13 protein-coding genes are annotated in these 14,882 nt (G+C 55.1%); 10 read left to right on the top strand and 3 right to left on the bottom strand.

The features are described from left to right. Positions 1-61: 61 nt before the first annotated feature. Both PSR62_RS17525 and PSR62_RS17530 read left to right on the top strand, forming a co-directional pair. Positions 62-589, top strand: a complete 528-nt coding sequence (locus tag PSR62_RS17525; protein ID WP_274404293.1) for a hypothetical protein — start codon at positions 62-64, stop codon at positions 587-589. Between the two features lie 830 nt (positions 590-1,419). Beyond that, positions 1,420-1,992, top strand: coding sequence for a hypothetical protein (locus tag PSR62_RS17530; protein ID WP_274404294.1), 573 nt, complete (start codon positions 1,420-1,422; stop codon positions 1,990-1,992). A gap of 385 nt (positions 1,993-2,377) precedes the next feature. On the opposite strand, the gene PSR62_RS17535 is transcribed toward PSR62_RS17530, so the two are convergent. Both PSR62_RS17535 and PSR62_RS17540 read right to left on the bottom strand, forming a co-directional pair. Then, positions 2,378-3,526 (bottom strand): IS91 family transposase, encoded by a 1,149-nt coding sequence (locus PSR62_RS17535; RefSeq protein WP_274403807.1) that lies wholly within the window; start codon positions 3,524-3,526, stop codon positions 2,378-2,380. A 14-nt stretch (positions 3,527-3,540) separates the two neighbouring features. After that, complete coding sequence (locus PSR62_RS17540; RefSeq protein ID WP_338020203.1) at positions 3,541-4,581, bottom strand: tyrosine-type recombinase/integrase; 1,041 nt, start codon at positions 4,579-4,581, stop codon at positions 3,541-3,543. A gap of 640 nt (positions 4,582-5,221) precedes the next feature. Here PSR62_RS17540 and PSR62_RS25800 point away from each other — a divergent pair. From PSR62_RS25800 to PSR62_RS17575, 8 genes are all read left to right on the top strand, one after another. Then, the gene (locus tag PSR62_RS25800; RefSeq protein WP_443217442.1) at positions 5,222-5,707 is read left to right on the top strand and encodes a hypothetical protein; all 486 of its coding nucleotides are present in this window, start codon (positions 5,222-5,224) and stop codon (positions 5,705-5,707) included. A gap of 168 nt (positions 5,708-5,875) precedes the next feature. After that, entirely contained in the window at positions 5,876-7,003 is a 1,128-nt protein-coding gene (locus tag PSR62_RS17545) for a serine hydrolase domain-containing protein (protein WP_274404295.1), read from the top strand. A 438-nt stretch (positions 7,004-7,441) separates the two neighbouring features. Continuing rightward, entirely contained in the window at positions 7,442-8,365 is a 924-nt protein-coding gene (locus PSR62_RS17550; RefSeq protein WP_274403810.1) for a tyrosine-type recombinase/integrase, read from the top strand. Next, positions 8,284-9,792, top strand: a complete 1,509-nt coding sequence (locus tag PSR62_RS17555; RefSeq protein ID WP_274404296.1) for an IS91 family transposase — start codon at positions 8,284-8,286, stop codon at positions 9,790-9,792. Before PSR62_RS17550 ends, PSR62_RS17555 begins: the two co-directional genes overlap by 82 nt. Positions 9,793-10,054: 262 nt before the next feature. Continuing rightward, a complete protein-coding gene (locus PSR62_RS17560; RefSeq protein WP_274404297.1) occupies positions 10,055-10,309 on the top strand; it encodes a hypothetical protein in 255 nt (84 codons plus the stop codon). A 157-nt stretch (positions 10,310-10,466) separates the two neighbouring features. Further along, complete coding sequence (locus tag PSR62_RS17565; RefSeq protein ID WP_274404298.1) at positions 10,467-11,255, top strand: hypothetical protein; 789 nt, start codon at positions 10,467-10,469, stop codon at positions 11,253-11,255. 1,194 nt (positions 11,256-12,449) lie between these two features. Next, positions 12,450-13,028, top strand: a complete 579-nt coding sequence (locus PSR62_RS17570) for a hypothetical protein (RefSeq protein WP_274404299.1) — start codon at positions 12,450-12,452, stop codon at positions 13,026-13,028. A gap of 427 nt (positions 13,029-13,455) precedes the next feature. After that, on the top strand, positions 13,456-13,782 hold the full coding sequence (locus PSR62_RS17575) for a hypothetical protein (protein WP_274404300.1): 327 nt from the start codon (positions 13,456-13,458) through the stop codon (positions 13,780-13,782). A gap of 53 nt (positions 13,783-13,835) precedes the next feature. Here PSR62_RS17575 and PSR62_RS17580 read toward each other — a convergent pair whose 3' ends face one another. Continuing rightward, positions 13,836-14,246 (bottom strand): hypothetical protein, encoded by a 411-nt coding sequence (locus PSR62_RS17580; RefSeq protein ID WP_274404302.1) that lies wholly within the window; start codon positions 14,244-14,246, stop codon positions 13,836-13,838. Positions 14,247-14,882: the final 636 nt, after the last annotated feature.

Below are 14,882 nucleotides of genomic sequence, written 5' to 3' on the forward strand. Positions count from 1 at the left end.
TGGAAGATCTCTCGCGCCGACCGCGTGATCGGTGACGTTATCCGAATTGAAATGACACTCGATGTACACCGTTGATGAACTCGACACTGTCGTTCCACTTTCGGACGTTCCGCAATCCGACGTGGGTGCGCCGCTACCGACAGTCGTTGCTGACGATTACCGACTGATACTCGAATACCTCGTGTCGGACCCTGATCCAAACTGGGATGGCACTTACGTTAACGTGGTCGGCACGGAAACCGACGGCACGGTCGCACTCATTCGCTTTCGCCGACCATACGCTCATATGATGGGTGCACCAAACGAGGAGGCAATCGCGGGACATCCGCTCTCGGGACGCGGGCTCGAACCCTTCGCTGCGTTTGAAATCCGTGACTCGTCTTGGATTCGTGCACTTGAATCGATGAATTCGGTACACCCATACCACGACCGGGATCGCTTTCTCGCATCGAAACGCCATTTCATCTTCGTCTTTCACGACTCCACATTCGAATGCGTTGCCGAGGGATTCGATGTTTCTAAACTTAACTCTTCGATCGTTGATTCTATCGAAACTGTAGTTGAGTTCCTTCGTGACGACCCAATCTGAAGCAATGCGGCGGATAACCATGGCGATCGGGATAGGGGCCCGGTTGCCCGGGACCCCTCCCACACCACCTAGCATGCGGGACCGCACTAGGCGGTTGAGCACGAGTTTCAAATCAACGCGTCGCCGCGATGACCCAAGCCATTGGACCGACAGCTTCGCCGCTAAGAGATTGCCATACGGCAACGGCTCCTTCGTGAGATGATGTCGATACGTGCTTGCTCATTCCCTTCAGGCCTTCGCGTCGCCGTTGGATTCGGCGGATCGCTACTATGCCTTCTGCTGACTTCTCTTTGCACGGGCATACGTTGCCGCATTCCGCCCCGCCTTTCGGGCAAGCCCTACTCACGGGTACGCATCGAGATCTCCCCAAATAAGGGACGTCCTTGATCGCTCAAGAACACGTGATCTGTCCCCGCCCAAGTGCTTGATCTACCTCCGCTCTTTCTTCCGGTTCGGCTTCTTGGTCAGCAGCCCAATCGCCTGGAGTCGTCGGCCTCGTATCAAGTTTCTGTTCGTCACCTGGCGGGTCTTGGCGAGAAGATGTCCAGCGACGATTCTTTGCTGGCTTACCGATCATCTTCGCAGGCTTCCTCCCCACGGTTTGTCACCTCCCCGCAGTTGCCCTCGCCTCGTACTGTTCTTTACGAGCTATCCATTTGGTATCATGACTCCCTCTTCGAAGAAACCGGAACTAAGTACAGGGGACTTGCACCCCACAAGATCACGCCCATGTCGGGCGTACTGCACCGGAGCCGAGCTTGCGCGTTTTCACAAATGGACAATCAACTTTCCCGGCCCGGTGACGGGTACCGTTCCCCGACTGAATGCCAATGATCGCACTCGGCTACATGGCGAAACGCATCGTGGAGCGTCCCGATTGGTTGGACGTTCCATCAGTTCGCAACGTCTACGCCGTATCCGACTGTATCTCGCCAGACTTCACGGACTACATCACCTTTTGGGCGCACAACGGATTTTGGTTTTTCGACAAGCCTTCACGGATTACGCGTCTGTGTTCGCAGCACGGCATCGCGTTGGATGATCTCACGTTCGTTTACTACGAAGCTCATCCACAACAATTCAAGAATGACGATCACACTTGGCATGGCTTCGGCCCGGATTCGGGCGTTAAGACCGATGTTTCGCCGCCAATCAACCCGCGGTTGCTTGGGTTCGACATCGTCTGCTACTCGATGCAAAACTCGCCTGAATGCTCGCCTCTGTCCTGCAACCACGTTGCGGCGAACGTCCAGGTAAACACGCACTGTCTGATCGACACGCTTGACTACGCTATCGATTGCCTCGAAACTGGAATCTTTGACAACGCGGAACCCGGCCCGATGCGGGTCATCGCGGTGCACACGCTCGAATCGAAGGCGGACGGGGAACCAATAAGGATTTGACTTCGCGTGGATGCGGCGGTTGAGTCTCTTTCTCTTTCATGTTGCTTCGTTCGTCGCGGTTCAAAACGCGTCGCCTAGCCGAAGCTCAAGTCCTCTGTTCAAGATGCCCGGGGGTAAATGGCGAGGCGTTGATTGAGGATCTCTTGGGAATTGCTTCCCGGCTGCGTTCTCTAACGAAGAGGCAGGTTGGTTTTGAAGTAGGTGAATTGCTGATCGGCCGTTTGCTCTGTGCCTGTTCCGCTGGCGACGAGTTGGATGGAAGCGGATTGACGCTCATTGCCCGATTAATTTTGAGCTTGAGATTGCTGTCGCGACATACCTTCCTCCTTCGCCCTCCTGAAGACGTTCGAATTCGACCGGTCATTTCACTTCCCCGGTTCATGCGTTACCCACTGTCGTAGTAAGTCAGCCCATGCTCGGGACGGATGCCCTGCGACGACAACGATGTGTAGCTGACCTCAATCGCTCGCATGATCCCGCCGCACAGGCGACACTTCATCGGCACGGTCAGTGGTTCATCCTGTGGCGCGTAGCCGCTGCCCAGCCAGAACGTCCAGCCAAGCATCAGCCAGACCAACCACTTCACCTCCTCCACTTTCACCTTGCTGTTCCCGCTCATCCATCCGTAATGACGGATCTTCATGAAGTTCGTCGGCAACACGTGCTGCAAGAAGTTGCCCACGAAGTCTTCGCCGGCAACCTCTTTGCTCTGAACCACGTTTCTTTTGCGACGAATTTGGTACGTCACCGTTTCTGAGTTGACATCGATGATCCGGCTGTCGTTGATCGCGACTCGATGGATGTACGGTGCCAGGTACTTCAGCGTTGGAACGCCGTGCCCGACCGCCTGGATGTCGACGACGAAGTCTTTCGTCCAAGTCTCGCGATCGACTTGGTCATACAGCCCAGCGGCACGAAGCTCATCGGCCAGCTTCGCTTTGTAGACGCGGATCAGCGTGCCGTGATGGAACAAGAAGTTCTCCGGTGTGCTCTGCCATGATTCGGCATTGCCTTGCTCATCCAGTTTCACTCCGCCGCCAGGAACGACATAGTGAACGTGCGGATGATAGACCGCCGGGTCTCGCCCCCAAGTATGAAGCACGCCGAAGAACCCAAGCTGACATCCTTTCAGACTCTTGGTTGCCGCGCCCACATCGCGAATGCTCTGACTGCCGGCATCGAACAAGCATCGGTAGCCGTCACGTTGGTGAACGCGCAGCACCAAGCCGATCTCCCGGGGCACAGTGAAAGTGACCAAGAAGTGATGAACCGGCATCAGCTTGGCAGACTGCGTTTCAATCCAAGCCTGCGTCTTCTCGTGACCGCAGTTTGGACAGTGTCGATTGCCACACGAACGTCCGACCCAGTGATCGCTTCCGCAACCGCCGCACTGGTAGTGAACACCACCCAGTGCACCGGTGCGACAACGAGTGATCGCGCCAAGAACTTTGTCTTCGGCGATCGAGATCGAATCGGCGTGTTGCTGCAGGTATGCCGGTGCGAATTGGCGAAGAGCCTCCGCAACCGTGGGCATTTTCCAGAGCGGGTTTACTCGCCGCTGCCAGGCAGCCTACCGAACAGCCTTTCGATTTCTTGACGAGCGTTCGCCTCAGCGGTGTCAGTCAGATGCAGATAGACCAAGGTGGTCTGCAGCGACGAATGCCCCAAGTACTTTTGAATCACCTTCAGTCCCACGCCCGCTTCGAGCAAGTGCGTTGCATAGGAATGACGCAGCGTATGGATGCTGACCTTCTTGCCAAAGCGGAGGTTCTTTGTGATCTGCTTCATCGCTCCTTGAACGGCCGTTTCGCTCATCGGAGTCGTCGCTTGGCTGACGCCGTCTTTGGCAAGGCTGTGGTTTCGGCCATCTGCCGGAAACAGCAGGCGTGGGTGCCGGTGACTTGCCCAGTAGCTTCGCAGAAGTCGAACGGTCGTCGTCGGCAGCGGGACATACCGGTCCTTGGCTCCCTTGCCACGATGGACATGGACCCAGCCTCGCTGGGCGTCGATGTCACTGACCTGCAGATGCAGTGCTTCATTGAGCCGCAGTCCCAGCGAATAGACGGTCCAGAAATAGACGAACATTCGCCGCGTGGTCGCCGAGCCGATCAGTTCATGAACCTGCTCGATCGTCAGCACCTCCGGCAACGTGGTGATGTTCTGGAGCTTGAGCATCTTGATGATTTCCCAGTCACGCTTGCAGGTGTGCGTGAAGAAGAACTTGATGCCCGAGAATGCCACGCGGAGTGATCCATAAGCAAAGTTGCGATCGTTTTTCAGGTGCAAGAAGAACTGCCGCACATGCTGCTCGTTCACCTGGTCGGGACTGCAGCCGGCGAAATCAGAGAGCTGCCTGACCGCTCGGATGTAGCCATCGTGAGTTCGTTTGGCCTTGCCGGTCAGGTGCAAGTCTTCAGAGAGTCTCAGGCGAAGACTTTCAGGGAAGTGGGATCCAGGTACATCTTGCGAATCGTTTGAGCTAAACTTGGACATCTTGGTTTCCTTTTCAGGAGGAGTTGCTGAGCTGTTCCCAGCGAACAGCTCCTCCTGAAAGGATGCTTCCAATAATCCGTCACGCTTCCGTTCCACCACCAATACGAAACCGCCGCGATAGCGGCTTACTTGAACCATCCGATGCAACCGAGTCGCGGTAGCGGGGCGTTTCGAAATGGAGAATCAACCGCCGCGACCGGCTGATCGGTACCGTTATCGCACTGACTTGAGGTACTTATAGACGGTGAGAGAACCGTACGCCCCGCCGACCTCGTCCCGAGCTGAAAACGATTCAAAACAATGGGCCGTTCGTTGGCCGGTGCTTATGCTGCTTGTATTTGGTTTCGCACTTGTAGCCTACGCGTCGTACCGATCGGAGATCATGCTTGCGATCGTGGACATCGTCGCTTTCGGGGCGATCTGTGGATTGGTGATCGCATCTCCGCTGGTTACGTTATACGCTTATCTCACTGGACGATCGACTCGACGACTCCTGTGGTCCTCATACATGTTCCGATTAACCGTTTTCTTTGGTTTCGTTTCGGTCGCGACACTGTGGCTCTTGTTCACCAACGCGGACTTCCGATGATGGCCGCAATTTACAAACAACTTGCGATAACTATGCCGTGCACCGAAGGACGGCCTGCGCGGTTTTTGAAGTGGAAAATCAATCGTCCGTCCTCGGTGACGGCTACCGTTACCCGACTGAATGATTCTCGCGATACATGGCACGTGCATGAGACATGATCGTTCGTCACTCGACGCACTTCCCGTTGACCCGTTTGCACTTGAATTGGTCCCGCAATCAGTCGCACAAGAACACTGCATCCTCGCCATTGGCCTCGACGGCCAGACATTGCGGCTAGTCTTGCCAACCGACTTTGACTCCGAGACCGGCCGAATTCTTCGGTTCATTCTCGATCGAGACTTCACGGCGGAGCACGCCGAACGATCCATGCTGCCAGCGTTGATTGACCACCACTATGCGGCTGCAAATTCAGACATCACTAACTGTGATGCGCAGCTGCGGGTAAACTGTCCGAAACACTGGGCTAACTTATCCCCGACTGTTCGCCGTAACGAACGCACGTGTGGAGCGTGCAACCGCGTGGTCTATTTTTGCTATACTCAAGACGAACTTGATCGACGACGATTTGCGGGTGACTGTGTTGCGTTTTGCGACCCGGCCATGTATGGATCGTGGATGGGCATGCCCGAATGAATGCGGCGGGTAACCATCGCATGCAACGGAGGACGGGTGGTCCGTTTTCTCGTCTGCTTGCAAGTCGTTCGCCCGTCCCCGCTGATGCGTAACGTTCTGCCAATCACGGATACCACCTCGGCCTAGCTCATTTCGTTAGAGATGCGTAAGAAGACACTTCGGATCGTCATGTTGATTGCAGCCACTATCTGTTTGGGGTTGTTGGCTGTTGCTACTGGCGTAGGCTACTTCATCTACACATGGCTGAAGGTAGATCCCATTGCCGTCGCTTCGGACGCGAGTGACATTGATCGTATTGCTGCGGTCGAAGGATGGCTTAATGACCAGTTCGATAATTGTAAATTCAATGGTGGCGTGCTCATCATTCGAGATGGAAATGTGCTGCTTTCCAAAACGTGCGGGTACACTGACCATAGTGCGACACATCAACTCGACGACCACACGGCTTTTCGGTTAGCGTCCGTTTCAAAGCAGTTCACTGCGGCTGGCGCGCTTAGACTTGCTGAAATGGACTTACTCGACCTTGATGACCCAGTTGCTGAGCATCTTGACAACTTTCCTTTCGAAAATGTTAACATTCGACACCTGCTCAACCAAACCTCAGGTATTCCAGACGAATACATGACTCTGGCTGAGGAACATCACGAACCTGTCGGAGACGTTCTAACGATTTCAAAGGCCGTAGACTTGGTGATGCAGCACTCGAAGCCAGATCGACCGCCCGGCGACGCGATGGAATACAGCAATACCAACTACGTATTGCTTGCGGGAGTCATCGAGTCGGTTTCGGGAAAGAGCTTCGAGAAGTTCATGTCTGAGGAACTGTTTCAGCCGCTTGGCATGAATGACACACGCGTTTGGAATTTGGTGTCTGATGAACGCTCGCCCAATCAGGCATCTGACTTTGATCAGATTGACGATGACCGAACGCCAATCGAACCAACATGGCTGGACGGTGTAGCCGGAGATGGAGCTGTTTTCAGCAGCTTGAATGATTTCGTTAGCTGGGATCGATTTTGGTACGGCAACTCACGCGTTTCCAACACTCTGCTTGAGCAAGCGTTTGACCGTCCAAAATTGAAAGATGGAAGTCGATCAGATTATGGATTTGGATGGGTCGTGGAGCGAAAACGACAGTGGCATAACGGAGCGTGGCTCGGTGCGAACACGTACCTCGTTCGATACCCGAAGACTCGCTCTTGTCTGGTAGTACTCGACAACTCATCGAACCTCAGGTTGGATAGCATCGCGGATGAGATTGAGGAAGCGCTGAAACCGATTTTCACTGACGATTAAATCGGATACAGTGGGCAGAACCAAGCCGTGAACCGGAGCGGCGAAGTCGGCCGGATTTGAAATGGACAACCTTTCGTCGCCGCCCGGTTACGGCGGTCGTTGAACTTAATCGAGTCGTCCGGCGGCACGCTCTCTCCAGTGCACGGGTTGGCAAGCTCTTTCGGTGGGCGGCCGCTTCCTTGCGGGGTGATGGTTGGCATCCCTGCCAACCATGCATGTTCCATCAGCTTCGCTGACTCGAACTCTGCGGCGGGAACGTGATGGATGACGGCAGTGGCGGTCTTGAAATAGCACGCTCATGGGAAAGAGCGTCTTCGCCAAGGTTTGATTAAAACGGTTGTAGGACTTGCGCTTTTGGATTTCGCAAGCACTGTGGAATGCTTCCGCACACCGAACCCTCGGAGTGCGATGCTTCCATCCTGCTTTGAGACAAGTGCAATGGCTCCCTCCGAAGAACATTCTTGCAAGCTGACTCGCCGAATGGCTGAGGACATGCTCATCCGAAACATGGCCCCCGCGACCATCAAGGCTTACACCTATCACGCCAGAAGGTTTGCCGGCTTCATCGGTAAATCGCTCGGCGAAGCAACCGTCGAAGACGTTAGAACCTTCCAACTTTACCTGATCCAAGAGAAGAAGGTCGCCTATAGCTCATTCAACCAAGCGGTTTGCGCGCTACGGTTTCTGTACACGCACACCATCCGGGTCCCTTGGCCCGTCACGATGGTTCCCTTCGGGAAACGGCCCAAGACCTTGCCGATCGTGCTCAGCCGCCACGAAATCGACAAGCTGCTTCAATGCACACCCAACCTGAAACACCGAACCTTCCTGATGACGCTCTACTCGGCGGGACTCCGGTTCTCCGAAGCGGCCCATCTGAGGATCGCCGACCTCGATTCGGATCGGATGATGATTCACATCCGACACGCCAAGGGAGCCAAGGATCGACTGGTGCCGCTCTCACCCAGACTCTTGAAAGAGCTGAGGATTTACTGGAGCAAGTACAGGCCGACCGACCTGCTGTTCCCCGGCAACTCAGCGACCAAGACCTACGCCGACACGTCGATTCAAAAAGCCATGAAGCGGTCTGCCGAGAAAGCGGGAATCAAGAAACGGGTGTATCCGCATGTGCTCAGGCACTCTTACGCGACCGGACTGCTCGAAGCGGGCGTGGACTTGCTGACGATCAGCAAGTTACTCGGGCACGCGAGTTTCGTCACCACGATGATCTATCTGCACTGCCGGCGGGAGCACCTTTCCAGCGTCCCCAGTCCACTGGATTGGTTACCGGTGAAGCAACTGCCGACGTATCAGCCGCCCCAAGAGAACAGCGGGATCTCGGAGACCAACAGCCCAAGCTAAGTCTTGCAGAAATTCTGCGGCTGGGTGCTGCCGGCGCGGTCGACGATTCGACGTGCCCTCAAGTCCAAAGCGTGTTGGCGAAGATCTCTTTGTGCCGCACACACGTGATGGGAGGACGCAAGTTCCAGTGTCGCGATTGTGACGAGGTCACGTCGCTTTACAACTCGTGCGGCGACCGGCATTGCCCGACCTGTAGCGGTGGCAAGCGAGTGGACTTCAACGACAAAGCAACCAAGCTGATCCTGCCCGGCGTGAATTACTACCAAGTCGTGTTCACTTTGCCAAGCGAGTTGTCTGAGTTGGCGTTGGCGAATCGAGAAGAGATGGCAGACCTGCTGGTTGGTTCGGCTTGGAAGAGTCTTTCAACACAGCTCAAAGCGGAGCAAGACTACGATCCGGCGGCCATCTCGGTGCTGCATACCTGGAATCAAAAACTGGAAGCTCACTGGCACGTGCACTTGTTGGTTCCCGGCGAAGGGCCCCGTCTCAACCATCGTAAAGGGCTCAGTGGTGCAGGTTGGAAGCAAGCGACGGCGCCGCCGGATGCCAAAAACTCCGATGGCTTTCACTTGGTTCGTGCTGCCGCACTTCGCGAGACCTACAGAACCAGAGCGATCGCGAAACTTCGACGACTTCGCCGGGCAGGCAAGCTGAAGCTGGGCGGCAAGTTTGAACATCTCCAAGAAGACGAGCACTGGGATGCATTCATCGAGAAGCTGGAATCGAAAAACTGGGTGGCCTTCATCCAGCCGCCTCCGGCCGCCACGAGCAGTGCCACTCAAGTGGTCAACTACCTGACGCGTTACCTGACCGGCGGTCCGATCAGCGACCACCGAATCACTTCGGCCAATGGTAGGGAAGTGACGTTCCTGGCCCGAGAAGGAGTGAAAGCTGGCGGGGATCGCCGGCAAGTTCCGATCACCCTGAAGACGAGCGACTTCGTTCGTCGCTGGTGTCTTCACATCCAGCCGGACCAGTTGACCAAGACACGCTACTTCGGTGGCTGGTCCAACAACCGGCAAGCGACCTATTCGGCTCGATGCCAGGAGTTGCTCGAGTCACTTGGACGCGATGTGTCAACGGTCGACGAAGCGACGTGCGAAGAGGAGCATCCCGACTTGCTGTGCGAGCACTGCGGCAGTGACCGATTGGAGCTGGTCGCTCAGACGGCGAAGCCATCTTGGAAAGAACTGATGTGGCGAGAGAGCGACAGTTGCCCGTGGTGGTATGCCGACCTGCAACGCGAATCGCATCGGAAGTTCTGGGCGGAGTCCTATGGGGAGGGATTTTACGATTGGTACAGGGAAACTCAGGTAGAAAGTGCAAAGGGAATCTTGGCGGAACCAACTCGCCGGATTCAGCTACCGCTGCCAGGATTTTCGCCAGTTCGAGACCATCATGAGTCGTATCTGATAGACTCGTTCTAGCGACCGGGAGCCTCCCGATCGCTCGGTTGCCCGCTACCCAGTGCGGCGACAAAGTTCAACGCACGATCTATCCGCAAGACAGGCGACCAAGCTCTACCGCAACGTGGAGCTTTTTCAACGCCTGCCCAGCGGATAGATCGCAATTCGTTACCCGACTGAAGATGCACATCGCAGGCTTTACGAAGATCAAGTTTCCGCGGCTTCAAAGGACGATCTCATTTCCCGGGCACTCCTAACGACCGCTGCTGTGATCTTGCTTGCGATGATAGCAATCCAACTATTGCGTCTGACCGGTCCCGGAACATTCCACGCTGACTTTTACTACATCCCGCTCAGGGAATTCGTCGATCCCGACCAACACGACGCAATGGAACAGCTCGTCATCGCTAAATACGACGCCGCTAGCAGCACATCTGCTAACCTGTGGCTGCTTGGGCTGGTGCCCGTTCTGATCTGCGTTGTGCTTGCTCGACACTGGATGCCTTTGCAAACAACCGAAAGCCAAAGCGACGGGTAACCATCGCGTGAACCGGAGAACGCGAGCTGAGCGAATTGGCCGTTAGAAACTTTCCCTCGCGTTCCCGGTTACGCGTGACGTTCGTCGATGAAGTGAACCATTTCACTTGGCTACCGTCTAAGTTTGAAACAGCCGCAATTTTGGAAGACGGAACCACATGCCGCAGCTCACATCACAATCGGACGTTCGCGGAGCTCGAAATCTACGATTCTGCTATCTCTGCGGATCAGAATTACAAAGTCGCAAGGACCGCCACCCAGACCATGTCCCTCCCAAGGCTATCTTCGCAATCGAAGACCGTGACTTTCCACTGAAGGTTGCTTCTTGCTTTAGATGCAACAATAGCTGTTCACCAACTGACGAAGTGATTGGCCAACTTGTTGCCGTATCTCACGGGCAATTTCCGGATGATGACAATGTTGCAATCAACTTTCAGCAGTACGACGTCAACGGACTTGAGACTCCGTTTCTAGCGACAATTGGTACGAACATCGAATATCAGATCAAGCGATGGACCCGAGGTTTCCATGCCGCTCTTTATGCTGAGTTTCTGCCTGACGATACTCCAACCGCAGTGCATCCTCCTTTTCCACACGGACAGCGAACCGATGATGGTTTCACCATCAAAGAGGTTCTCGACCAACAATACCTGTTCGTCGATTTGATCAAGAAGAACCGAGCTGCGGGATGCATCGATCAGATTGTGAGCAACAATGGCAAGATGCGATATGAATGTGTATGGATTCAGATGGATCACGGCCCCTGGTGTAGTGTATTCGCGCTGCAGCTCTACGATTGGGTTAAATTAGCCGATACAAACTTCACAAGACGCGGGTGCACGGGTTGGTATCATCCACAATCTGGATTGCCTGAGCGTGCAACCACTGGAACGAACCTTGAGTTCGCGTTTTCAAATGAAGACCTGCTCGACGCTTTTGGGCCATGACAGGCACGACGAACCATGCGTTGGACCGAAGCACCGCATGACGCGTTTACAAATGGAATCCACATTGGCGGTGCTCGGTCAACGCCGCCGTTATTCGATTGACTCATGCTCGTATCGGCGTACGAATCACTGCGACATGTGGGGCTCGATCCAATGCTCGTTCAGCATTCGATTCAGGTCGCGAGCAGCGTAGATTCCGTGCTCGCTTGCCGGTTCGAATTGTGCCCCAGGTTGCGGCTCGATCATCCGCGCAACTTGCCGCGCCAACGTCGCAAACCTGATACGATGAATTCCGAACCACGCAATTGTTTCGACGTCTTCCAGGATCGTGGTGCGCTCGCTCCTGCACCGGTCACGCGTGAACGAATAACCATTGCGTGCACACTGAGCGGTGGTGGAGACCAACCTCACTTTCCAATCACACTGACCGCCACCGCCAGGTGACGCTCACCGTTCCCCGACTGAAGAATGATGCTCTTTCTGCGAATCCTCGCCGTTGCCGCTGTGGTCTGCATTCGCCCTTGCGATGGAGACGATACATCCGTCCCTCGGTACGAAGCGCTCGCCCTGGTCGTTCAGGCCGCGCACACGACAGATCTTCCTGCAATTGACCGTGTTGAGGTTTTTGCATTGTCGTTTGCAGAGGAAGACGGCGATGCCCCTCCCGAGTCCGAAGTGTTTCTCGTGCGTCCCGCACCACCAGATGCACTCAATGATTCCGTGGCTCTTGCTTCTTCAGAGATCGCGGTACGCTCGCATGCCTCACGATCCCTCGTCGGCGTAGACGCCAAGCGGATTGCTGATGATTGGCGGTCGCTGACCTTTGAACCAAACGGTGCATTCTGTCATGTCCCGACGTACGGACTTCGGTTCTTTCGTGACGACAAGCTCATGTTTAGCGTCTCAGTCTGTTGGAAATGTCACAATTTCTACATACCCGCGATAGATTCACAAACTGGTCGGCCGTCCGTTATGCTGTACGGGTTCGACGACAATGCCGCTGCCAAGAAACTACTAAACGATCTTCGGCGATTGGTCCCGCACCCGAATATTCGACTTCCTCGCCTTCGATGAGTGGTCCAGTAAGCGGGGAACCAGACGATGCACGTGAGCCGCCGAGCTGAGTTAATTGAAGTGGTGAGTCGTTCGCGGCGGCCACGTGATCGTTACCGTTCGTCGAGGTGGCAGCACACGATGATTCGCTTTTCGCTCCTCTCATTGACGTTCGCGATCCTGATCGGTTGTGACGACTCACGTAGCTCGCGACTGGTCCAATCGCTGCCCCAAATGCATGCAGCAAATATCACATCTGAGCTAAAAGATCGTGACTCGATCATGTTCCAGTCGTGGGCGGGGCTCCATCAGGGTTTCGACTCCGACACACACGTCACGCTATACAAAGGCGGAAAGGCCGATATCACGTACAGTGGATATGGTGTCCAGCAGGTTGTGGGTACGTGGGGCCTGAACGGCGACGAAATTGTGCTCGATGCGCCGATCTCAACTCTTGGTGAAATGCCCGGCGCTGCCGATTGGCCTCCGATGCAGCTCTTTCAGGGCGGTGGTAGACTATTTTTGTCGCCAACTCGGAAGACCGACGCGTTACGTTATGGAGACGATGACGCTTGGCCGCTGGGTGAGCTTTATTCAACAGTAAATGACGCGACGAACCATGCGATGCAACGGAGCCGGGCTTGCATGGTTTCACGAATTGAAAATCAACTCTCCCGGCCCGCTGATCGCGGACGTTATTGCGACGAATTGGTAGACTGATCGACGACGCTTGAACCGCTTCGCACATGGATGCCTTGCATCGCGTCCTTTGGTTGATCGCGAATCGCTTGACGGAACATGCTGGTTGGAACGCGACGCTGCGCACCTGCACCCGAGTTGGCTCTCAAGCTTCTCTCGTTGGCTTCACGGTTGATTGGCAATCACCGGTCACCCATCATTGCATTCGCAACGCCACTCGATCATTCCATCACAGGTCATCTTCTCGACTTGGTTGGCTTTGCATCGTTTCCAGCTTTGTTGTTTCGCCATCCGGCCTGTCGTACAATTTCACCTCATCTGACGGGGCCCGGCCATTCCGTCCCGCACGCAATAACCAATGCATGCTGCGGAGTGGCGGTGGAGACCAACAACAAGTGGAAGTCTCGTTTCCGCCACCACGCAGATGCTTCCCGTTCACCGAATTGAAATGGATACTGACGACAAACAGTTGCTTCTTGCCGAATACCTCGCTGAGTTTCGCAATTGGACCTACGACGTACTCGTGTTAGAAATCGATCGAACACGGAAGGCGCACGATTGCCTTAGGCACACGGAGGGCGTATTCGACGACGGCACTGAATACCAAATAGAATTCAACGTCTTCTGGGATGACAAACGGGGCGGCAACGTACGCGTCTGCGCCGACATAACCACCGCGCCGCAACGTCCGCTGCTCGGGTTCCTCCCGGTATACACGCCCGACGCGACGGACTCGTTCATCATGGCTCCCGATGGCACCTTTGTGGGGGAATGATTCCGTTTACTGTGCGTTGTCATGCTAGAATCTGGTGTCTGCCGTGAGCCCCGCTACCCGGACGGCGAACCATCCGATGCAACCGAGCGGCGAAGTTGGGCGTTTTGAAATGGATGATCAACCGTCGCCGCCGGCTGATCGGTAACGTTCCCCGCCAGAAGATGCGCTAACAATTGGCGATGTTCATCCGATTCGTAACCAACCAACTCGACGCTGACACCGAACAACCGCTGGGCATCTTTGGTGCTGCATACCGATTGCTCGACGATGAACGTATTCCCGATTATTCTCGCACCGAGATCCGCATGACGCTCGACTGGTTCAAGTCGAATCTTCCGATCCCAGATCGATTCGTTCGCTCTAGGAAGCCTCACCGGCAAGACGACGGGATCTGTTGGTTTAAAATGCAAGCCACCGAATGCATGCGACACATCCGCTACCTCGTAATGCTGGTCTCCGAGCATGAAATATCTGTTCGTGAATTGATTACGGATACGCCCGGCTATATGATCTACGAAGATGAGTCACAGGTTGTTGCTAGGCCATTCTCGTCGACGCCTCAGTAGTGGCAGCCATGAAAAGCGGGGAACCATAAAATGCACGGGAGAACGGGTGGTCCGTTTTCTCGTCTGCTTGCAGGTCGTCCGCCCGTCCCCCGTGAATTCTACCGTTATTGGATAGAGCTGATCGAACCTCACGCAATCCAGTTTTCCGTAAGATCATTGCTTGCCGCAATAACCTGCATTGCGGCATTGATGATGCTCTTTCGATATGCTCCCGCTTTGGGCATTTTTATAGCGATGTGCCTGCCGCTTTGCGTTGCATTCTGGCTGAGACGCCAAGTCCTCGCTACGCCTGTACTACGGCGGATGATTGTCCGGCTTCCGCTGTTTGTCGTAATGTTTGGGGCGTTCTACTGTGCGATGCTCGGTCCGTTTACGACTCTGATCTCCATGACGGAATTGCGATCGGATAGCGGACCGCCTGGTGTCGCGACTATCGCTGTTTACGCTCCGCTTATCATGCTATGCGACGTTGCCCCACCTGCACGTGAGCACGTGACGGAGTATCTTGATTGGTGGGGTGACGTCCCATAGTAC

It is taken from the genome of Rhodopirellula sp. P2, assembly GCF_028768465.1.
Taxonomy (GTDB): Bacteria; Planctomycetota; Planctomycetia; order Pirellulales; family Pirellulaceae; genus Rhodopirellula.